This window comes from Pseudarthrobacter sp. TRD_SC_9 (assembly GCF_055361265.1).
Genome location: NZ_CM143956.1, coordinates 3,757,419 through 3,776,999, shown reverse-complemented (window position 1 = coordinate 3,776,999; position 19,581 = coordinate 3,757,419). Strand labels below are relative to the sequence as shown.

The following is a 19,581-nucleotide window of genomic DNA, read 5'->3' as shown; positions in this document are numbered from 1 at the left end:
GGGGGTCGCCTCCTAAACGAACCGCAGGGGTCCCGTTGAGAACATCATTGAGATTCCTTGGCTTTCTGCAGCTCCAGCCAGGCCATGATGTCCGCTGAGCGGATCCGGCGGTGGGTACCGCGGTATTCAACGGGGATTTCACCGCGATCCGTCATGTTCCGCAGGTAGGTGTGCGAGATTCCGGCGAGTTCAGCTGCCTGCGAGGTGGTGAGCATTTCCTCCACGCTGCTGACGCTGACGGATTCGCCGCGGCTGAAGCGGGACAAGAGATCCACGACGGCGTCCCTGGCCTGTGCGGGCAGCCGGTGGACGGTGCCATCCACGAAGACAGTGATGTCGTGGCTGCCTTCCAGGGCGCGCTGAAGTTTGACTGCATCCTCCGGCGGCAGTGCCGCCGTCACCGTGGGAGCTACGAGTGCCATGGGCCTAGACTAGCCGCCGGCCTGGTCTGCCCAGACGCCCGTGTCGAAGAATTTTTGGAGCGTGGCTTCGTGGGGTGCGGGATCCAGCTGCTGTTCGGCCAGCCACTCCGGGTTGTAATAGTTCCCCGCATAGCGGTCGCCGCCGTCGCACATCAGCGTGACCACGCTGCCGCGCTGACCGTCCGCGATCATCTGCGCGATCAGCTGCCATACACCCCAGAGATTGGTACCTGTGGAAGGTCCCGCGTGCAATCCGGCGAATTCCTGGAGGTGGCGCATGGCCGCAACAGATGCGGCGTCCGGCACCTGGATCATGTGGTCGATGACGCCGGGCACAAAACTCGGTTCCATCCGCGGCCGGCCGATTCCTTCGATCCTTGAGGGCTTGCCGGTGGCGTCAGCCGAACCGTCCCGCCAGGCCGGGTAGAACGCCGAGTTCTCCGGATCCACCACGGCCAGGCCTGTGGGGTGGCGGTGGTACCGGAGGTAGCGGCCAAGGGTGGCACTGGTCCCGCCGGTTCCTGCGCCGGCCACAATCCATTGCGGGATGGGATGTTCTTCCAGGGCCAGCTGCCCAAAGATGGACTCGGCGATGTTGTTGTTGCCCCGCCAGTCCGTGGCGCGTTCGGCGTAGGTGAACTGGTCCATATAGTGACCGTTGGCAGTGGCCGCCACCTCGGCAGCAACGGCGTACACCTCGGAGGCATGGTCAACCAGCAGGCAGGACCCGCCGAACTGTTCAATGAGGGCGATTTTCTCCGGGCTGGTGGTCCGGGCCATCACCGCAACAAACGGGAGCCCCAGCAGCTGCGCAAAGTAGGCCTCCGAAACGGCGGTGCTCCCGCTGGACGCCTCCACAATCGTGGTGCCCTCGGAAATCCAGCCGTTCACCAGGGCGAACAGGAACAGCGACCGGGCCAGCCGGTGCTTCAGGCTGCCCGAGCGGTGCGTGGACTCGTCCTTGAGGTACAGCTGCACGCCCCAATGCTCAGGCAGGGGAACGGAATAGAGGTGGGTGTCCGCAGACCTGTTGTTCTCAGCATTGATCCGGCGGACGGCTTCGTCAGCCCATGCCCGGTCCTGTCTATGCACCTTTTTCACCGCTCAAGCCTAACGCCGGGCAGCGCGGGATAGCATCGACAGATGAAGCTGAGCGGTGGCACTGACCTGTTCCATTACGGCCTGAAGGGGCGGCTCTACGTGTCCCGGGTGCCTGAGTCCGGCCAGGAGGGCCCGACGGCGGCACCCCGGCGAGTGCCGCCGTCGTACGTTCTGCTGCACGGCATCGGAGTCTCGCACCGGTACCTTGCCCGGCTGCACCTGCAATTGGCCAAGACAGGGGACGTGCACACCTTCGACCTGCCCGGCTTCGGTTCCGCGCCGTCGCCGCGCGAGCAGTTGCAGGTGGAGCAGTACGCGGACTTTGTGGCGGCTGCGCTCACCGGATCTGTCCCTGGTGCGTCAGTGGAGACTCCGCCCGGCGGATACGTTGTGGTGGGTCATTCCATGGGCACGCAATTCGCCGCCGAACTCGCGCTCCGGCACCCGCATCTGGTGTCCGGTGTGGTGCTGATGTCTCCCGTGGTCGATCCGCAGCGCGGCACGGCGCTTCAGCAGGCCGCCGATCTGACGAAGGACGCCTTGTTCTGCGAGTCGCCGTCCTCGAACGTTACTGTGTTCACCGATTACTTCCGCGCCGGCCCGCGCTGGTACCTGACAGAGCTTCCGGTCATGCTGGCCTACCCACTGGCGGACCGGATCCGTCAGGTGCAGCAGCCGGTGCTCGTGGTGCGCGGCAGCCGGGACCCGGTGGCCCGCGGACGGTGGTGCCGGGAACTGGTCGAGGCCGCTCCCCATGCCACCCTGGCGGAGGTACCGGGCAAGGGCCACGTAGTACAGCACACCGGAACAGCCGCCGTCGCAACTGCCATCAGTGCGTGGGAAAGCGCGACGGCGGTCCGGCCGGAGCCGGGGTAGCGGAAGGTTGGCTGCTCCTGGCGGACTGTCAGGTTCGGTCCACCATGTCCACCTGAATCTTCGGATTCCCCAAGGGGCCGAGCACGCCGGCGGTCAGGGAATGAGTCGCTCGGCGCGGTATCGGTCGATGAGCGCGGCGAAAGAGTCGACAGTGCGCCGGTAACCCGTGAACCCGGCGGTCCTGCTCTTGCCCATGTCTGTGACGACCTCGATGTCATGCATTTCGACAACGCCGGCTTCCACAGCCCCATCCAACATTTCATCCGTCAGTGACTGCGGGCCGACACCAATGGCGCGGTGGAGGGAAAGTGAAGTCCATCCCCACAGAATATGTGTCATGACCGACACATCAGCTGCAGGACTTCAGACGATAGTGGCGCGCCCTACTGTCACCAGGTCGATTATCCCGGAGGTCTCAAAAAAGGATCCTTTGATAGGACGCTCCTAGCATAGGAGATGTTCCTATAGACAAGTCCCCACCTAGGGAATCCTCAGCGGACTTTATTCTGACAGCGCGCGGACGGGCGCTACTAGTACCGACATGAATTTAGACTTCTATCTGATGAACAGGGTCGCAGCCGCACAAGATTGCTAGGAGCGCACGATGTTTGAGCTGACCACGCCCTTCCCCAATGCCTTGATGTACCTCGTGATGGAGGCTAATCCCGTAGTTCCAGACATCGATGGTTCAGCAAACCTATGGCGAACCGAAAGTATGGTCGCCCAAGCCGTGCTTCACGATGCGGAAGGGCATGTGCATTTCGCAGTGAGCGTTGGGCCGCCTACGAACTCCATGACCCTCTTGTTCCAGGACGTCCTGCATTCAAGTAGGCAAAAGCTAGAAGTTTGGAACATCTATACCGAATCCCTGGTAACTATTCAGCTCGAAGTCGAGGACTTTTCAGTGCGCGCCTGGGGAAACGATCCAAGAGAGTCCTCAGAAGTTCATATCCAGTTCCTGAGCGGGAATCCTGCGCTGGTTAGCTGAACGGAGCAAAGAGCCCCTACGGGAATCTTCCATTGATCCATGGCTGGTAGGAAGGGGTCGTACTACCGCAGGAGCGATCCTTGCAGACGCACCGCCAACAGATCAGGAAGATGCACGATGCAGTTGGGGAACCTGCATCGGGCATTAAATCGACCAGGGTATGCGTGCACCTCAACGCTGAATTTGACGTGGACAAGCATTTATTCCCTTGCGTGCGGTCAGGGACCGGCTTGCGGGCACCGCCGGCTCATGCTCCCAGCACCCCGAAATGGTCGTCTGGCAGAAACACCGGGCATATACCGTTGAGGAATGACGATCAGCTTCGAGGTGCGTCGCGCTGAGCCCGCCGATGCGCCGAACATGGCGAAAGTTCACGTAGAAACCTGGCGCGAGACTTACCGGGGGTTGATGAGTGATTCTGTGCTGGATGATCCCACGCTCTTAGACTGGCGCGAGCGATTCTGGAAGGCTGCGCTGACCGATCCAAAATATGAGCAGAACACAGTCGCCGTCGCTTCGCATGAAGAGTCGCCGATCGGCATTGCAATGTCAGGCCCCTCACTAGACGGCGCCAACGAGCCACAGCAGTTGTACGTCCTCTACGCTTATGCCGCTTTTCACGGGTCGGGGGTCGGTACTGCACTACTCAATGCAGTCATCGACCCGTCTATGCCTGCGTCGCTTTGGGTGGCCGACCCGAATCCGCGAGCACAAGCCTTTTACCGAAAGAATGGGTTTGTCGCCGATGGTGCGGTGAAAATCGAATACGACGTGCGAGATATTCGAATGGTCCGTAGCGTCGAAAAAGCAAGTGCCCGCTGATGGATCGTCGTCAGCACAGTAGGCGGAGGGGGAGCGAATGAGCAATGGCACGACGAATGGTGGCCGTCTGCGCCAATGGTGGCACGAGTTCAATGCGAAGCCAGTCCCGTACCCGACGGACCCGGGCCGCGCCGCGGTGCCGTACCCGGCGTCCAAGCGGGGTCAACGGCACGCGTTCGCAGAATGCGAGCAGTACCTCTTGCGCGAGATCGTGCACGCTGGCGGCTGGGCCCGGCACGTGAACGCCCGCGGCGCCCTCACGTTCGTCGCCCCGTGGCTCATCCAGCCCTGGCGGATACACGCTTCGCTCATGGACGACACAAAGGGCCGCGGTCCCATGAAGGCCCAGATGCAGGAGGTGGTGGACTGGCTCGCTAGCCACGGAGCGCTCCGGACGCTCAGTGACGAGCAGCGGAACGAGCTCGTTCGGGCCGGTGAGGATGAACGTGCTGCAGAGGGGCGCACCGGTGGGTCTCCGTACGACTCGCCGGAGTACCGCGCCAGGGTCGAGGACATGTACCGCGAGTGGGACCGCGATTCGTGGGAGGTCATCCCGGTGAAGATGCTGCACGTGTACCCGCACCTCGCCGACGCGGACCAGGACTGGCACGACACTGCCGTTCGCGATGAAGAAGCGTAGGTAGCGTCGGCACCTGCTGACCGTCGTATCCGCAGTGCCGACTGACGGGCGTTCCCCCGTGGGCACCAGCAGCGTCCGATAGACCATCCCCTTTCGAGCTGACCCGTGCGTCGAAGAGCTCCGTGAAAACGCCGCCACTTATCGCCGAAAACCACAGGCCCCGTTTCCCCATCGAGACATGTCGCCGTCCGGATAATGGATCCTTTGATGGGACGACAGGAGCGCCCAGGGCCTTCCGGCTAGATTATGAGGGCGGGAGCTAGTTGGTGATGTGACGAGTCAGGGGGACGAAGTGACGAAGCAGGGGCAGCAAGAAGTATTAGTGAAATTAGTGAGCGACGGCGGCCTGTGGCGCGCAGAGTTGCGATCACTTACGGCCAGGATCAATCTGGTGGTACTCGTTGTTGCCGTTGCGGTTGGTGTGTGGGGCATTTTCGACAGTATGACGGACGCCGGAGGCGATCGTTTCGCAGGTAACCTCAGCATCGTCGCCCCGAGTGTCTATGCCGGTTGGTGCATGTTGGAGCCGGTGCTGCGCCGCACGACGAGCACGGGGTCGGTGATAATGCGATTGGCGTCGGCATGCCTGATTGCACCGGGATTGGCAGTTGTCCCGATCGCGGCGGTTCAGGCGAGCGCGGTGATCTTCCCCGACATCCGACACGTCATCGAAACTGCGGCAGAAGACAACGGCGGATTCCACTACTACTGGTCTGAGGGTATTGGCGCCCAGTTGTTCCTTGTGCCGTTGGCAGGATGGATGATCGGCATGGGTGTTGCGTTAGGCGTTTGCCTCATCCTGACTTTGCCGATTCTTTCCCTGCGCGCACCCGACACTGTATCGAGCGGTTCACACATTGAAGCGGTAGCAGCCGAGAAACGAGTGCCGATAACCGCATTCGTCTTCTGTGGCCTCGGTGCGACGATGCTGGGGGTCGTGCTTTGGGTGTTCGGTGAAGGCGGAAGCGTTGACGAGTTCCCCGAAGATCTCGGGCGCTTCATAGGAACGCTCTCGTCCGGCTATTTCGACTGGAACGGGGCGATGTGGCTGATCGGAGTCGTGCTTGTCGTCGCCGGTGTACTCGCAATGGCATGGGCATGCGTGCCCGTGATGTCAGCGCGGCGGCGCAGGGATTGATCTGCTGCCAGAGCTTTGGCAGCGATGGTTTTCGCATTACAACAGCCCGGTTGCGCAGCTGGGCTGCGAGGCGGGCGACCCTACGCGCCCGTTGGACAGGGCAGCTGTGCCCTTTCTGCAGGCGCATATTTCCTGACAGAGTGAGGAGATGACCACTCACTGGAACACCGTCAGGCATGGAGGCCAGCTCCGGCAGAAGCCCGGGTGCACTGCGATTTGCACTCACACGGTCACCGCGCCACCTCTGCCGTGACGTTCCTTGCAGAGTTGCTACTCGAAGGCCCCCGTGGACGGCGGCTCTGCCTTGAGCTGGCGATGGAATTGGATCAGGAGCTCAGAATCGCCCTGTACCGGCTGGCCCAAGAGTTGGATAGTGGCCGCAGAACATCGAAGGCATGGCTGACCGCTGGTTCTTCCGGTGTCACTGCAGTTCAGCCCCCTGTTCCGTCGCGGGAGTGGATCTTGGTACGGCTCGAATCCTTGGCTCTCCCTGCGCCCGGGGATGACGCGGTGCAGACCGCCCTGCAGCGCTCCGTGGACGCCGCGCGGTACTGGCAGGAACCTGACGGCGAGGATGTGCTGGCGGCCCTCCCGGAAATCGCTGCGGCTTTGTCCCGGACCGCCGAGCAGGTGATAGCTGCACCGTCGGCTCAGTGGTGGCGGGAGCCTCGCGGGGTGGAGCAGTGGGCGGTTGACTGGCGGGTGGCCGACGACCCCGCGCCGCTGCCGAAGAACCCGGGGAAAGCGCTTGCGGAGTGGGTCCACAAGGAACGCGCGGAGGAGGTTCGGGCGGAGCGTGACCGCCCGGCAGACCCAACCGCGAACTGGTCCGGAACGTGGTGGTCCATTCCGCATGGGCTGGTCAAGACGGTTGGCAAGGTGCCCGCCGGGTTAAGACTGGTGGAAGATTCCCTCGGGTGGGAGCAGGCGACGGCGATTCCGGTGCGCGGACACGGCCGGACCCTTGAGATCGATACAGCCGATGACTGGGTAGCGCTCTGCCGCCATTACCCGCTAGAGGTAACGGCGTCACGGCGGCACGACTGGTTCCGCACAACTGGACGCCATGGCAGGTGGGTGATCCCGGACTGGCAGAGAGTTGCCGGCGAGTGGGATGCAGTGCACCTCACCGTCCTGGGCTACCTCAGTGCCGCTGGCCGCGCTCTTGAGGTTAACGCGGAAACGGCAACGGTCATCGCAGGATGGGACCCGGACAGCACCATCTGGTTGACGGATGTGGCCCGTGAATGGGAAGGCCCGCGCCAGGCATGGAAGCGGGACTCAAGCAGTGACCACTGGTTCCGGGAGCGGGACGTCCCGGGGTTGGCGTGACATGACCTCAGGGAAGCTGTGCGGTAGCGTCGACGGGACGATTAGTTGATAGGGATACCAATGTCGAAGCTCAAAATTTCCATGGCCGTCGCAGCATTGGCAGTTCCGCTGCTGCTTGGCGGCTGCTCGGCTGACGGATACGGCATTAAAGCCCTGGAGGCCGCCGCTGGTCCGGAGGATGCTCTGCCGGACGGAGTGAACGTGCGCGCTCTCGTGGATTTTGACCCGGGTACAGTGCGCCTCCTGGTGGAGGACGATGGCCGGCAGTATTTCGCCGGGCAGAATACTGACGGCACCGAGTCCTGCGTGGCAGTGGTGCCGGACGATCACGAGTGGTTCGCAGGTTGCGGGGCGATGACCAGCGCAGACAACCGGATCGTCACCGTGGCCGGACCTGACGGCAAGCCCGTGGCGCTGGTCCGGGACAATGCCGATGCCGAACGCCTGGAATCCGAAGGGTTCACGCGCATCCACCAGAACGTGTACGTCGCAGGGTAGCAGCTTCCAGTAGTTGGGTGGGCCCTACAGCCCCAGTTCCTCCAGCACCGGCAGCTTCGCCCGCACCCACGCCCGGGCTTCCGTGGCGCTGGGCGCGGAAAGTGCCAGCTTGGCCAGCTCCTGCGCCTCGGCCAAGGTGACGGTCTTCAATACGGCGGCCACCGCCGCCAAGGATCGGGCGGTCATGGACAGGGTGCTCACGCCCAGGCCGGTCAGCACGACGGCGAGCGCCGGGTCCGCGGCAGCCTCACCGCAGACGCCTACAGGCTTGTCATTCCCCTCTGCGCGCGAACCTTCCACCGTCAGGCCCACCAGCCGCAGGACGGCCGGCTGCCAGGGCGTGTTCAGGTTGGCCAGCGGGCCCAGCTGGCGGTCTGCGGCCATGGCGTACTGCGTGAGGTCATTCGTGCCAAGGCTTGCGAAACCGACCTCGCGCAGGATTGCTTCGGCGGTGAGCGCGGCTGAAGGGACCTCGACCATGACGCCGGGGGTACGGATGCCGGCGTCGGTGCACATGGACGCAAAGCGGGCCGCTTCCTCAGCGGTGGAGATCATGGGCGCCATCACCCAGACGTCAGCCTCCGACTCCTTCTCGGCCAGGGCAATGGCTTCCAGCTGGCGGTCCAAGACGCCGGGAGTGGTGAAGTCCGTGCGGTAACCGCGGACGCCCAGCGCCGGGTTGGGCTCCGTGGAATCGGTCAGGAACGGCAGCGGCTTGTCCGCCCCCGCGTCGAGTGTCCGAAGCACCACTTTCTTGCCGGGGAACGCATCAAAAACGCCCTTGTAAGCCGCGGCCTGTTCCTCCACGGAGGGCTCGGAATCGCGTTCCAGGAAGCAGAACTCGGTGCGGAACAGTCCCACCCCCTCGGCGCCGAGGGCAGCAGCGGCTTCGGCGTCCTTGGCACCTCCGACGTTGGCGAGGAGCGGCACCAGGTGGCCATCCGCCGTCGAACCCGTTCCAGTGAAATCGGCGAGCAGCGACGCCGTGGTGGCCCAGGCTTCGGCGGCTTCGCGGTGGGAGTCCTCCGGGTCCCTGATTATGGTGCCCGCGGCACCATCTACGTAGACCTCGGTGCCGTCCGCCAGTTCATCCACTCCGGCAGCGGCAACAACAGCGGGCAGGCCGAGTGAGCGGGCGATGATGGCGGTGTGTGACTGCGGTCCGCCGCCGGCCGTGACCAGGGCCAGGACCTTGTTCGGATCAAGGGTGGCGGTATCTGCAGGGGCGAGGTCCTCCGCCACCAGTACGAAAGGTGCGCTGGATTGCGGAATGCCCGGCGCCGGTACCCCACGGAGCTGCGCCACGATGCGGGCGCGGACATCCAGCACGTCGGTGGCGCGTTCGGCCATGTAGCCGCCCAGGTTCATCAGCATCTCAGACACCGAGGCACCCGATTCCCAGACGGCGCGCTCGGCCGATGTCCCGCGGGCAATGAGCTTGGACGCGCCCTTGATCAGCATAGTGTCCTTGGCCATCAGCGCCGTGGCCTCAAGGACCGCCTTGCCATCGCCAACGGCCAGCGCGGCGCGGGCCTTCAATTCGTCATGCACAGCCTGGGCCGCTTCCTTGAGGGCTGCAATAGCTTCCTCGGCGGTGGTTCCGGCGGCGAGCTGTTCACCCGCCGGTGGCTCGCTGATCGGCTTGGGCATCTGCCGAATGGCTCCGATGATGCGGCCGGGGCTCACGCCCACGCCTGGGAAGTTCTGCATTGAAGGTCCTCATTCTTTGCCGTGTTCGCTGGTGCCGTGCTGATGGTGCTGAGCGGGTGAGCTGCGATGCTTCCGAAGCCTGCAAAACAGTCTATGTGATGCGGTTCATATAGCAACGCTATAGGTGTTAGGGTAGCGGTTATGAGTATCGATGGCCAGCTACCGCCTAAGGCGCGGTTGTTGCGTGCTGCCGCGGAGCTGCTGGCCAAGTCCGGGGGAGCGCCGGTTTCCACCCGCCAGATCACCAGGCTGGCAGAGGTCACCGCCCCCACGCTGTATCACCACTTTGGTGACAAAGAAGGACTGTTCGACGCCGTCGTCGCGGCCGGTTTTGAAGAGTACGTTGCGGGCGAACGCGACTTCGCTCCTTCCGGACAACCGCTGGAAGACATCCGGCGGATGTGGGACAACCATGTGCAGTTCGGCTTGAACCAGCCGGAGCTGTATTTGGTCATGTTCGGCAACATCCGGCCTGAAAGCCGCCCGGCCATCGTGGCTGATGCCGAGGGGCTGATGGAGGAAATGCTGAACAAGGCCGCAGCCATCGGGCAGATCAACGTGCCGCCGCGGGAGGCGGCCAGGTCCATCCTGGCCGCCAATGTGGGGGTGACGCTCATGCTGATTGCGGAGCCCGCCCCGGACCGGAACCTTGAACTGTCCGCCCTGACCCGGGACGCCATGATCTTCGCGGTGTCCACGGAGCAGGCGGCCGGTGCCAGCGCAGACACCGGGCGTTCCTCGGTGGTTGTGGCAGCCATTGCCTTAAACGCAGCCCTCCAGGCCTCCAACCCGGACCAGCTTTCCAGCTCTGAACTGAAGCTGTTCCTGGAGTGGCTGCACCGAATCTCCAGCTCGAATACCTGAACCCATCGAACCATCCTGCGGAGCAGCAGGATTCACGGTTAGGAAAGAACATGGCAACGCAGACAGTTGCGAAACCCCGCACCAGCGTGCGGGTTGGCGTCCAGAAGTTCGGGACGTTCCTGTCCGGCATGATCATGCCCAACATCGGGGCGTTCATCGCCTGGGGCCTCATCACAGCACTCTTTATCGAAAAGGGCTGGTTCCCGGTCCCGCAGCTTGGCGGCTTCGGCACCAACGCCGACGGTGAGCCGTGGACCGGCCTGGTTGGCCCCATGATCACCTACCTGCTGCCACTCCTTATTGCCTACACCGGCGGCAGGATGGTCTATGACGTCCGCGGCGGCGTGGTGGGAGCCATTGCAACCATGGGCGTCATTGTCGGCGCAGGCATTCCCATGTTCATCGGCGCCATGATCATGGGTCCGCTGGGCGGCTGGACCATGAAGAAGATTGACATGCTGTGGGAGGGCAAGATACGCCCCGGCTTCGAGATGCTGGTGAACAACTTCTCCGCCGGCATCTGGGGTGCGCTGCTGGCCATGCTGGGGTTCTACGGAATCGCGCCACTGGTATCAGCGTTCAGCACGGCCGCCGGCAATGTGGTCCAGTTCCTCGTGAACAACGGGCTGCTTCCGCTGACAAGCATTTTCATTGAGCCCGCCAAGGTCCTGTTCCTGAACAACGCCATCAACCACGGCGTGCTGACCCCGCTGGGCGTCCAGCAGTCCCTGGAGCAGGGCAAGTCCATGCTGTTCCTGCTCGAGGCCAACCCCGGCCCCGGCCTGGGCATCCTGCTGGCCTACATGTTCTTCGGCCGCGGTGCTGCCAAGGCTTCCGCTCCGGGTGCAATCATCATCCACTTCCTCGGCGGCATCCACGAGATCTACTTCCCGTACGTCCTGATGAAGCCGCTCCTGATCGTCGCAGCCATCGCCGGCGGCATGACCGGCATCGCAACACTGGCCATCACCAATGCGGGCCTGGTTGCTCCGGCTGCCCCGGGATCCATCATCGCGGTCCTGGCACAGACGTCCCGTGACAGTTACCTCGGAGTGATCCTCGCCGTTGTGCTGGCCACGGCGGTCTCCTTCCTGGTGGCCGCGGTGATCCTGCGGACTTCCAAGAACCGCGACGACGGCGACCTTTCCGCCGCCACCTCCCGCATGGAGGACATGAAGGGCAAGAAGAGCTCCGTCTCCTCTGCCCTGACGGGCGGCGGTACCGCTGTGATGGCCGGTCCCATCAGGAACATCGTGTTTGCCTGCGACGCCGGTATGGGCTCCAGTGCCATGGGCGCCTCGGTGCTGCGCAACAAGATCAAGGCTGCCGGATTCCCGGACGTGAAGGTCACCAATTCAGCCATCGCCAGCCTCAACGACAACTACGACGTGGTGATCACGCACCAGGACCTCACCGAACGTGCCCGTCCTGCCACCGGAAGCGCCCGGCACTACTCCGTGGACAACTTCATGAACAGCCCGCGCTATGACGAGATCGTGGAACTGGTCAAGGAGAGCAACACCGAGTCTCCTGCTGCCGGCACCACTGGTGGCGCTGATTCGGGTGTCACCACTGAGTCTGCTCCGGCGTCGGACATCCTGGTGGGTGAGAGCGTGGTGCTGACCGGCACCGCTACCACCCGTGACGAGGCCATTGACGAAGCCGGACGGCTGCTCCTGGCCCGCGGCGCGGTCAACACCGCGTACGTCGAGGCAATGCACGAGCGCGAGGAATCCGTCTCCACCTACATGGGCAGCTTCCTTGCCATTCCGCACGGCACCAACCCCGCCAAGAACCACATCATGAGGTCCGCCGTGTCCGTGGTTCGGTACCCCAACGGGATCGACTGGAACGGCAAGGAGGTCAAGTTCGTGGTGGGCGTCGCCGGCGTCAACAACGAACACCTGCACATCCTGTCCTCGATCGCCAAGGTCTTCACCAACAAGGAACAGGTGGCAAAGCTTGAAGCAGCCACCACGGTGGATGAAGTCCTGGACCTCTTCGGAAAGGTCAACTCCTAGTGAAGGCTGTTCATTTTGGTGCCGGCAACATCGGCCGCGGGTTTGTGGGACTGCTCCTCCACAACGCCGGGTATGAGGTGGTGTTCGCGGACGTCGCGGACACCCTCATCTCCCAGCTGGCCGCGGCGGACAGCTACGACGTGCACGAGGTGGGAGAGGAGCCTGCCGTCAAGACGGTGAGCAACTTCCGGGCACTGAATTCCAGCACCCACGAAGCTCAGGTGGTGGCAGAAATCGCAAGTGCCGACGTCGTTACCACCGCGGTGGGTCCGCACATCCTCAAGTTCGTGGCGCCGCTGATCGCCAAAGGGATTGCCGCCCGGGCGAGCGATGCCACGCCGCTGCAGGTGATGGCCTGTGAGAACGCGATTAACGCCACGGACATCCTGCGTGACGCCGTCAGGGAACTCTGGGATGACGCTGCCGGTTCGCTGGCAGGGCGTGCGGTGTTTGCCAACACGGCCGTGGACCGGATCGTCCCCAACCAGGAACCGGACCAAGGCCTGGATGTCACGGTGGAGACGTTCTACGAGTGGGTCATCGACAGGACGCCGTTTGGTTCGGCGGCGCCGGTGATCCCCGGGGCGACTTTCGTGGATGACCTGTCGCCGTACATCGAGCGGAAGCTCTTCACGGTGAACACCGGGCACGCCTCGGCAGCGTACTTCGGCTTCGCCGCAGGGCTGGAAAAAATTTCGGAGGCCATGGCAGACCAGGATGTTGCCGAGGACGTCCGTGCTGTTCTCGAAGAAACCAAGCAGCTGCTGGTGGCCAAGCATGGCTTCAGCAATGACGAGCAGGAAGCCTACGTGCAGAAAATTCTGCGCAGGTTTTCCAATCCACATCTGCCGGACACGGTGCACCGGGTAGGCAGGGCGCCATTACGCAAACTTAGCCGGCACGAACGGTTCATTGGGCCGGCAGCTGAACTGGCCGAACGCGGGATCGTGCCGGAGGCGCTGCTGGGCGGTATAGCGGCAGCCCTGCGGTTCAACGATCCTTCCGACGCCGAAGCTACCGAGCTCGCCGGGATCCTGGGCTCCTCCAGCCCGGCTGAAGCCACGGAGAAGATCACCGGGCTTCCGCCGGAGCATCCGTTGTTCGACGCCGTCTGCCGGCTGGTGGAGGAGCGCGTCGCCTGACGCTGCCCCGACCTAAACGCTCCCTCAACGCCCGCACACTGCCGGCGCTGGGGGAGCGTTTTTATGTTCTCCGACAGGCCGCCTCCTGAGACCGGTTTGAACAGGACCCCGGCCCGTGGGAGCGTGTTCTTCATGGGCAAAGTACACGGAGAAATCAATGAGCGGTTGAGGGGATTCATCGCACGGCAGCCGGTCTTTTTCGTGGCGACCGCTCCGCTCTCTACTGACGGGCACATCAACCTCTCGCCCCGCGGAATGCCCGGCACTTTCGCGGTCCTGGATGAGCGGAAGTTCGCCTGGCTGGACCTCACCGGCAGTGGCAGTGAAACCGTCGCGCACCTCCGGGAGAACGGCCGCATCACTGTGATGTTCTGCGCCTTCGAGGGGCCGCCCAACATTGTGCGCCTGCACGGCACCGGTCGCGTCGTCAGCCGGTACGACGACGAGTACGGCTCACTCAGCCAGCACTTCGCGGATCAGGACGAGGCAAGAGCCGTCATTGTGGTTGACGTGGCCCGCGTTTCTGACTCCTGCGGTTGGGGCGTGCCCCAGATGACCTTCGAAGGCCATCGCGATCTGATCGGCCCATACTTCAAGCGCAAAGGGATAAACGGCCAGGCCGAATACCGGATCGCCAAAAACCGTACCAGCATCGACGGGCTTACGGCGTACGATTACGACCCCGTGGACCCGGTGGAGGCCTGACATCCCCAGAGCCGGTCGCCCGGTAGCTGCCTGCCCTCGTCCTGCCAGGCTTACTGCGGATTATGCGGATGAGGTGTCACTTTCAGAAGCTGACTGGCTGAATGTGAGAATTCGTTTGCTGCACCGCGCTTGTGTTCGCAAAGCGGAAATTTTAACGGGGCACTATGCTGCCGGTCAGACTTCAACCTTGTAGCCAAGAGTGAGGTCAGCGGCATTAGATCCTCGCTGCGTCTTAGACAATTTTGGTTGCTTGCCTTTCAGTCGCCCCTTGGCTTTTGGTACCGCCACGCCCTCGCGGGTGCGCATGCGGATCAGATCCGTCTCAAATCCGGCCACCATTCCCAGGACGTTGAACAGCAGCGGGCCTACCGGGTCAGTTGGGTCATGGGTACTTCCACCGAGACTAAGCACAACCTTCTTGGCCGTCAGCTCATCGGCAATGTCCCTGGCATCAGCTAGAGAGCAGGCCAGCCGGTCGAGCTTGGTCACCACGAGCGTATCGCCGGCTCGGCAGGCCACCGTCGCTTCACGGAGGTCCGGCCACACCCGATCTTCATTCCAGTCCTAAGGAATATGGTTGCTGTAATCCCCCCGTCACCGTGCATTCCATCGTGCGGGTCTTACGTACATGGCTCAAACCAGCAAGGGTGTGGAACGTGGCGACAGGCTTTAGCGGCACGGTGATCGACCGGCCTACGGGCACTACAGGACGGTGACCATCGTGGCCAGGTTCCTGTTCTCATGGTCGTCTGCACAAATTCTTAAAGCCCTCTGAGCAGCCACAAGCTGATTGGAGCTCACCGACATCGGTAAGGGTTTTCATGGCAAGCGCGTTCAGTATTCGCAGTCAGTCCTCAATATCACCTAGGTCCTGGGGCGCTTCCCAGCTCCACGCGAGGGCCGCGGCTGGCAACATGCTTGCCGCGACGAACGCGACGAGAGTGAGATAGATCCAACCGACGTCGCTGAGGAACTGGAAGGTGCTGGCCGTGGTGTGGTCGATGACTGCTAGTGCGCAGAGCGTGCCGATGAGTATCAGGACCCACAGGAACGCACGTTGGTGGCCGTGATGGCGTTGGGCGGTCTCGCGCTCATCGAGGAGAGCCAGAGGTGCAGTGTCAACCATCTGGGTGATGCGCCGCAGCAGAATGGTGCCGCCTGCTCCGCAAAGTGTTGCGAGGATCAGGACTAGCAAGGCCCCGGTACTGCTGTCGAGGGTCGCTGCGAGAATGCCCAGAGCAAGGGTAAGAGCAGGTGTGAGAGCCAGGAGTCGTTGAGTGCTGCGCGTTCCCAGCCAAGCGGGTAAGTGCCGTTGGCGCTGCTGCTGGACGCGTGCTTCGACATCAGCACGCACTTCCAGGGTGCGTTGGCTGTTGCTCGGGCGGGATGCCTTCATGAAGTTTGTCCTGTCATGGGGTCGGTGATTGGGCTGTCATGTACAACTGCGCGGACATGGGTGGGAAGGGAGTGAGGGAGAAGAGTGCCTCGACCGGTAGTGAGAAGTAGGCAGCCAGGCGTAGGGCGAGTTCTGCAGAGGGCCCGTAGTCGCCGCGTTCGAGGAAGCCAATGGTCTGGACGTTGACGTTGACCGCTTCGGCTAGTTGGCGCCGGCTGACGCCGCGCTCAGCGCGTAGCACTGCGAGGCGGTTGTAGAGCGCCTTGCCGTCGGGTTCGCCTGAGGTGTTGCTTCTCATAATTAGAGTGTTGCGTTAACACAACAGTTTGGCAAATTGCAGAACGAAGCGGGCGGCTTACGCTGTGTGCTGCTTTTAGGGATCGGTTTGCGGGACGTATCCAGGACGCGAAGCAGCGCGAAAACGACGACATCGAGCGGAGCTGTCCACAGCAAACCCTTTTGTAAAAGGCACAGATTAGAATGGCGTCGAGCAGCTACAACCCGAACAGGTAGGATTCCCGGCATGGCCCACATCAGCGTCCGCGCCTTCGGCACCGTCATGATTTTTGGGGTTCCCGAGGATGCCGACATGAGCGGATTCAGTTTCGCCGGCTTCCGGAACCGTGCCGATGCTCAACAGCAACTCAACACCTACCTCGAGGGCCTGGGCTACGACGTGAGCCAATCCTATTTGTGGTGATCGTGCCGGATGACAGTAGGGGTTCCGGACGCACGAAACCCCGGCCGCCGCTCTCCCCTTCAGCAGCACCTGTCGAGGGTGTCTCCTCGGCCGATCGGCTAACGGGCGGTCTGAGAAGGCGCGAATGTCCCCCGAGAGTCTGTCCGCAATGAAGGGACTGGGTTGGCGTTGCAGCACCGCCCCGGTAGACATAGCTCAGGAACCCTGACAGCTTGATCCAGCGAAAGGCACATGAAATGCAGCCATGGATTCACCCACTACAGAGACGTACGAGGATCTTTCTCTTCCTCCAGATCATCGGTGCATCTATCGCTGCAGTGGCCATACCCGTCATTTTGGTCGTGCTGCAGGAACCGACCAGGGATCACGTCATCCTCGCGATCGTCATGCCAGTCATCTGCGTCATCGCGGTAGTGCTCGGAATGAAGTCTCTTCGCAAAGTGGAAGAAGAGTTCCGCCCCGGCGCCAACGAAGACCGCCAACAGGAATGAGCCACACTGTTTTGACTTCATCACAGTGCCCGGTGGAGGATCCGCATACGGACACTCAGTAGCGGTGTTTAGTCGTCGAAGACGGACCAGCAAATGCTGTTCCTACGGCTTTGGTCCTCGAGGACAAGGGGGCAGAGGTGGCCGGGTATCTGCTGACGCTGCGAGTCGCGCTCAGCACGCGCAGCGCTTCGTTCTTGATCGCGGGGTGCTGCAGCTGCAGCAGCCCTGATGGCATAAGCGGCCGCGCCCAGGTCATGTTCTGGAACGTGGGCGACGCAGGCCGCTTGGCCGGCTGCGTATGCCGCGAACCGTGGAGCACCTCGCAAAGGACGCGCAGCACCCCACACGTCCAACACCTAACGCTTGGGCGATTTCCAAGATGGGTGTTTAGTCCGCATGGGTTTGGTACCAGCCATCCAGCACAGCAGGACGGACGCCAGGCAAATTACCGCGAACAGGGACCCGGCGGCGCTCCGGAAAAAGCCGCGCAAGTGATAACCACGAAAAATTTATACATTTCTCTGAACCAGAATAACGTGCTACGTTCCTGTATTGAACTGAGCGATTCAAAATGGAGGCCGCACTTCGCGGAAGTGGCCATGCCCGCCGGGGGGCAGATTGAGGGGGACAAAAATGAAACATGTGATCGAGGTGGACGGGCGCGGTTGTCCGCTGTTTGTTGCAGGTGAAGCCCGCCTGGGCAGCGCTGTGCGGACCATTGGACACGAGTTGGCCGGGAGCTCAAATCCTTCACAGCCGAAGCGTCGCAAGGTGGCGAAAGCGTGAGCGGCAGGCTACGTGCAATCCGAGGTGGAATCGGTCTTCTTGACGACAGCCGCGACTTGATCAGGCGTGCATCGAAGGAGCTTATCCAGGCAATTGTTAATGAAAACGGCCTGGATTACGCTGATCTCGAGTGCTTATGGTTTACGGTCACCCCGGATTTGAAATCTGACATTCCGCCTCTCGCTCTCCGAGAACAGCTAGGTATCAACATCCCAGCTCTTTGTGCCGTTGAAGCTGACTGGGAAGGGCAGCCGGAGAAAACCATTCGAGTGCTCGCATTAGCTCGCTTCGGCCGGGAAACGGACGTCCGGCACGTCTTTCGTGACGGTGCAAGCCCTGAACGCCCCAGTGTCCCTGACCAGCCCCAGAATCCTGAGCAAAGCTCGTGGGATGAGCGTCCCCATGCGGCTTCAATCGGGCATGTGGACTCGGCCTCCGCTACCGCAAATGCACATCGAGGCGCCGACATATCCTCAGCCATGAAGCAGCAACTCACGCGCATCCTTGGTGAAACTTCCGATGCTCTTATTTTCCCGGAACTGGTCGATTCAAATGTTTCCGGGTTTGCTTCCCGACGCGTTCCTGCGATTCTTCGCCCGAACAGCGTAGAGCAAGTTGTAGAGATTATCCGCGCCTTTCAGCCAGCCAATGAGCCACCCCTGTATGCCGTTTCAACCGGGCGCAATTGGGGTCTAGGCTCGCGCAACCCTGTCGAGGAAGACTCTGTGCGCCTGGAACTCGACCGCCTTAGTCATATCCGGGACTTGTCCATTTCTGGCGGATGGGCCGTCATCGAACCTGGCGTAACACAGCACGATTTGACCTCCCAACTCCAGGGAAGTCGCCGGATGCTCAACGTCACGGCTTCATCGGCATATACGAGCATTCTGGGCAACGCGCTCGACCGCGGTGTGGGCTTGCGAAGACAACGCCTCCATGACCTGGTTGGAGTTGAGGTGATTATGCCTGACGGCGGCTTAGTGCGTGTTGGCTGGTGGCCAGACGAAAGTGGGTCTGCACCGAATGCCGCGGGCTTGGGGCCATCGTTGCTTTCGCTCTTCAGCCAATCCGATCTAGGTATCGTGACTGCTGGAGTGATCCGGCTCATCGACCGACCGGAGGTCCAGCACGTACTTCGGTTATCGTTTGGCGCCAACCGGCTGGTTTCGGCGATCGACGCTATTCGGCGCTGGCAGGCGCAAGGGCTCTTCCAAGGGGTACTGAAGGTCTACGACGTGACGTCCTCGACCTCGTACGGCAGCAATGACGAGGACGGATACCGGGCTCATCTCAGCGTCGGCGGAACGGCCGCCTCAGTTTCCGCACTGCTCGGAATCCTAACTGAGGAAGCCAACGAAACAGGCTTGTTTTCTTCAATCGAGCGTTCCGACCTGAACCCGCCAATGGAAGATGACACTGTCGCACGTGTCGTGGAAGCCGGCTTCGCTGGTGACACCAGCCTTCATGAGCAAATGCTCCGCTCGGCTACTGGAGCTCAGGCCGCTACGGTCGACACTCATGGCGGAGGGTGGATCTTCTTCCTCCCGTTGATCCCGTACACAGGCGCGGACGTTCAGACCGCGCTCCGTCTGCTCGATACAGTTCACGAACAAACTGGCATTCGGCCAGGAGCAACGATCAATGCCCTTGACTCCGATGTCATCGACCTTGTGGTCTCCTTGCGCTTCGACCGGAGCAACGAGGAAGAGACAGCCCAGGCTCACCGTGCACTTGATCGTCTGTACGAGAGTTTCACCGAGGCCGGCTACTGGCCGTATCGACTCGATAGTGAGCACGGCCCTTGGGCAGACCGGCTCAGCAATCCTGCAGCGCGCGCACTCGGTCGCCGCATCAAGTCCCTGCTCGATCCTGACCGGGTCATCGCCCCTGGCCGATACTCCTGAACCATCGTTACGCCTAGATAAGAAGGACATTTTCTTATGAGTACA

At 62.2% G+C, this 19,581-nt stretch carries 21 protein-coding genes and 1 pseudogene; 14 read left to right on the top strand and 8 right to left on the bottom strand.

Features of this window, described 5'->3' with window-relative positions; genetic code table 11:
• Positions 1 to 44: 44 nt before the first annotated feature.
• Positions 45 to 422, bottom strand: coding sequence for a helix-turn-helix domain-containing protein (locus ACWA13_RS17740; RefSeq protein ID WP_463935698.1), 378 nt, complete (start codon positions 420 to 422; stop codon positions 45 to 47).
• A 9-nt stretch (positions 423 to 431) separates the two neighbouring features.
• Positions 432 to 1,523 carry a PLP-dependent cysteine synthase family protein gene (locus tag ACWA13_RS17735; protein WP_463935696.1) on the bottom strand — a complete coding sequence of 364 codons (1,092 nt, stop codon included), beginning with the start codon at positions 1,521 to 1,523 and terminating at the stop codon, positions 432 to 434.
• A gap of 42 nt (positions 1,524 to 1,565) precedes the next feature.
• Here ACWA13_RS17735 and ACWA13_RS17730 point away from each other — a divergent pair, with 42 nt between their 5' ends.
• Complete coding sequence (locus ACWA13_RS17730) at positions 1,566 to 2,399, top strand: alpha/beta fold hydrolase (RefSeq protein ID WP_463935695.1); 834 nt, start codon at positions 1,566 to 1,568, stop codon at positions 2,397 to 2,399.
• Between the two features lie 93 nt (positions 2,400 to 2,492).
• Here the strand turns inward: ACWA13_RS17730 and ACWA13_RS17725 are convergent, their stop codons facing one another.
• The gene (locus tag ACWA13_RS17725; RefSeq protein WP_463935693.1) at positions 2,493 to 2,738 is read right to left on the bottom strand and encodes an RNA-binding protein; all 246 of its coding nucleotides are present in this window, start codon (positions 2,736 to 2,738) and stop codon (positions 2,493 to 2,495) included.
• A gap of 265 nt (positions 2,739 to 3,003) precedes the next feature.
• Between ACWA13_RS17725 and ACWA13_RS17720 the strand changes: the two genes are divergently transcribed.
• The 6 genes from ACWA13_RS17720 (at position 3,004) to ACWA13_RS17695 (ending at position 7,817) form a co-directional block, all read left to right on the top strand.
• Positions 3,004 to 3,387, top strand: coding sequence for a hypothetical protein (locus ACWA13_RS17720; RefSeq protein ID WP_463935692.1), 384 nt, complete (start codon positions 3,004 to 3,006; stop codon positions 3,385 to 3,387).
• Positions 3,388 to 3,696: 309 nt separating this feature from the next.
• The gene (locus ACWA13_RS17715) at positions 3,697 to 4,209 is read left to right on the top strand and encodes an N-acetyltransferase family protein (protein WP_463935690.1); all 513 of its coding nucleotides are present in this window, start codon (positions 3,697 to 3,699) and stop codon (positions 4,207 to 4,209) included.
• Between the two features lie 37 nt (positions 4,210 to 4,246).
• Positions 4,247 to 4,849, top strand: coding sequence for a hypothetical protein (locus tag ACWA13_RS17710; RefSeq protein ID WP_463935688.1), 603 nt, complete (start codon positions 4,247 to 4,249; stop codon positions 4,847 to 4,849).
• A gap of 292 nt (positions 4,850 to 5,141) precedes the next feature.
• Positions 5,142 to 5,987 (top strand): hypothetical protein, encoded by an 846-nt coding sequence (locus tag ACWA13_RS17705; RefSeq protein ID WP_463935686.1) that lies wholly within the window; start codon positions 5,142 to 5,144, stop codon positions 5,985 to 5,987.
• 249 nt (positions 5,988 to 6,236) lie between these two features.
• The gene (locus tag ACWA13_RS17700; protein WP_463935685.1) at positions 6,237 to 7,319 is read left to right on the top strand and encodes a hypothetical protein; all 1,083 of its coding nucleotides are present in this window, start codon (positions 6,237 to 6,239) and stop codon (positions 7,317 to 7,319) included.
• 60 nt (positions 7,320 to 7,379) lie between these two features.
• Positions 7,380 to 7,817, top strand: coding sequence for a hypothetical protein (locus ACWA13_RS17695; protein WP_463935684.1), 438 nt, complete (start codon positions 7,380 to 7,382; stop codon positions 7,815 to 7,817).
• Positions 7,818 to 7,841: 24 nt separating this feature from the next.
• On the opposite strand, the gene ptsP is transcribed toward ACWA13_RS17695, so the two are convergent.
• The gene (gene ptsP, locus ACWA13_RS17690) at positions 7,842 to 9,527 is read right to left on the bottom strand and encodes a phosphoenolpyruvate--protein phosphotransferase (RefSeq protein ID WP_463935682.1); all 1,686 of its coding nucleotides are present in this window, start codon (positions 9,525 to 9,527) and stop codon (positions 7,842 to 7,844) included.
• Between the two features lie 141 nt (positions 9,528 to 9,668).
• On the opposite strand from ptsP, the gene ACWA13_RS17685 reads away from it, so the two are divergent.
• The 4 genes from ACWA13_RS17685 to ACWA13_RS17670 all read left to right on the top strand — a co-directional run bounded on the left by ACWA13_RS17685 (position 9,669) and on the right by ACWA13_RS17670 (position 14,259).
• Entirely contained in the window at positions 9,669 to 10,391 is a 723-nt protein-coding gene (locus ACWA13_RS17685; RefSeq protein ID WP_463935681.1) for a TetR/AcrR family transcriptional regulator, read from the top strand.
• A 50-nt stretch (positions 10,392 to 10,441) separates the two neighbouring features.
• Positions 10,442 to 12,412: a PTS mannitol transporter subunit IICBA gene (locus ACWA13_RS17680; RefSeq protein WP_463935680.1), complete on the top strand. Its 1,971-nt coding sequence runs from the start codon at positions 10,442 to 10,444 to the stop codon at positions 12,410 to 12,412.
• Complete coding sequence (locus ACWA13_RS17675; RefSeq protein WP_463935678.1) at positions 12,412 to 13,554, top strand: mannitol-1-phosphate 5-dehydrogenase; 1,143 nt, start codon at positions 12,412 to 12,414, stop codon at positions 13,552 to 13,554. The genes ACWA13_RS17680 and ACWA13_RS17675 overlap by 1 nt, the downstream gene beginning before the upstream one ends.
• A gap of 132 nt (positions 13,555 to 13,686) precedes the next feature.
• Entirely contained in the window at positions 13,687 to 14,259 is a 573-nt protein-coding gene (locus ACWA13_RS17670) for a pyridoxamine 5'-phosphate oxidase family protein (RefSeq protein WP_463935676.1), read from the top strand.
• Between the two features lie 225 nt (positions 14,260 to 14,484).
• Here the strand turns inward: ACWA13_RS17670 and ACWA13_RS17665 are convergent.
• The 3 genes and pseudogenes from ACWA13_RS17665 to ACWA13_RS17655 form a co-directional block, all read right to left on the bottom strand.
• Positions 14,485 to 14,811 (bottom strand): annotated as a pseudogene (locus tag ACWA13_RS17665) (recombinase family protein); the annotation flags it as partial.
• A 295-nt stretch (positions 14,812 to 15,106) separates the two neighbouring features.
• On the bottom strand, positions 15,107 to 15,655 hold the full coding sequence (locus ACWA13_RS17660; RefSeq protein ID WP_463935675.1) for a hypothetical protein: 549 nt from the start codon (positions 15,653 to 15,655) through the stop codon (positions 15,107 to 15,109).
• A gap of 13 nt (positions 15,656 to 15,668) precedes the next feature.
• The gene (locus tag ACWA13_RS17655; RefSeq protein ID WP_463935673.1) at positions 15,669 to 15,953 is read right to left on the bottom strand and encodes a helix-turn-helix transcriptional regulator; all 285 of its coding nucleotides are present in this window, start codon (positions 15,951 to 15,953) and stop codon (positions 15,669 to 15,671) included.
• Positions 15,954 to 16,178: 225 nt separating this feature from the next.
• Between ACWA13_RS17655 and ACWA13_RS17650 the strand changes: the two genes are divergently transcribed.
• Positions 16,179 to 16,355 carry an RNA-binding protein gene (locus ACWA13_RS17650; protein WP_463935671.1) on the top strand — a complete coding sequence of 59 codons (177 nt, stop codon included), beginning with the start codon at positions 16,179 to 16,181 and terminating at the stop codon, positions 16,353 to 16,355.
• A gap of 236 nt (positions 16,356 to 16,591) precedes the next feature.
• Positions 16,592 to 16,846: a hypothetical protein gene (locus ACWA13_RS17645; protein WP_463935670.1), complete on the top strand. Its 255-nt coding sequence runs from the start codon at positions 16,592 to 16,594 to the stop codon at positions 16,844 to 16,846.
• Positions 16,847 to 16,914: 68 nt separating this feature from the next.
• Here ACWA13_RS17645 and ACWA13_RS17640 read toward each other — a convergent pair whose 3' ends face one another.
• Positions 16,915 to 17,193: a putative immunity protein gene (locus ACWA13_RS17640; RefSeq protein WP_463935669.1), complete on the bottom strand. Its 279-nt coding sequence runs from the start codon at positions 17,191 to 17,193 to the stop codon at positions 16,915 to 16,917.
• A 435-nt stretch (positions 17,194 to 17,628) separates the two neighbouring features.
• Here ACWA13_RS17640 and ACWA13_RS17635 point away from each other — a divergent pair, with 435 nt between their 5' ends.
• Positions 17,629 to 19,536, top strand: a complete 1,908-nt coding sequence (locus ACWA13_RS17635) for a chorismate mutase (protein ID WP_463935668.1) — start codon at positions 17,629 to 17,631, stop codon at positions 19,534 to 19,536.
• The last annotated feature ends 45 nt before the right edge of the window (positions 19,537 to 19,581 follow it).